Consider the following 299-nt stretch of genomic DNA (forward strand, 5'->3'; position numbering starts at 1 on the left):
GAATTCATGCAGCGCGAATGGGACCACATGTGGACCCGCATCTGGCACGTCGCCGGCCGCACGGCCGAGCTGGAGGAGCCGGGCGACTACGTCGTGCACAACTTCATGAACGAGTCCGTCTTCTGCGTTAAGCAGGACGACGGCTCGATCAAGGCGTTCTACAATTCGTGCCGCCACCGCGGCATGCGGCTGGTGTGGGACGCCAGTTCGCAGGACTCGTTCCAGTGCCCTTACCATGGCTGGGTCTGGGGCAAGGACGGCGTTCTGAACTATGCGCAGGACCCGCAGGACTTCCCGCA

At 63.2% G+C, this 299-nt stretch carries 1 protein-coding gene; it reads left to right on the forward strand.

Annotated features, from left to right (window positions below; translation table 11 throughout):
* The coding region (locus ACYPYD_RS16990) for an aromatic ring-hydroxylating oxygenase subunit alpha (RefSeq protein WP_459664368.1) at positions 1-299 on the forward strand (299 nt) is incomplete at both ends.

The organism is Novosphingobium sp. 11B, assembly GCF_054589055.1.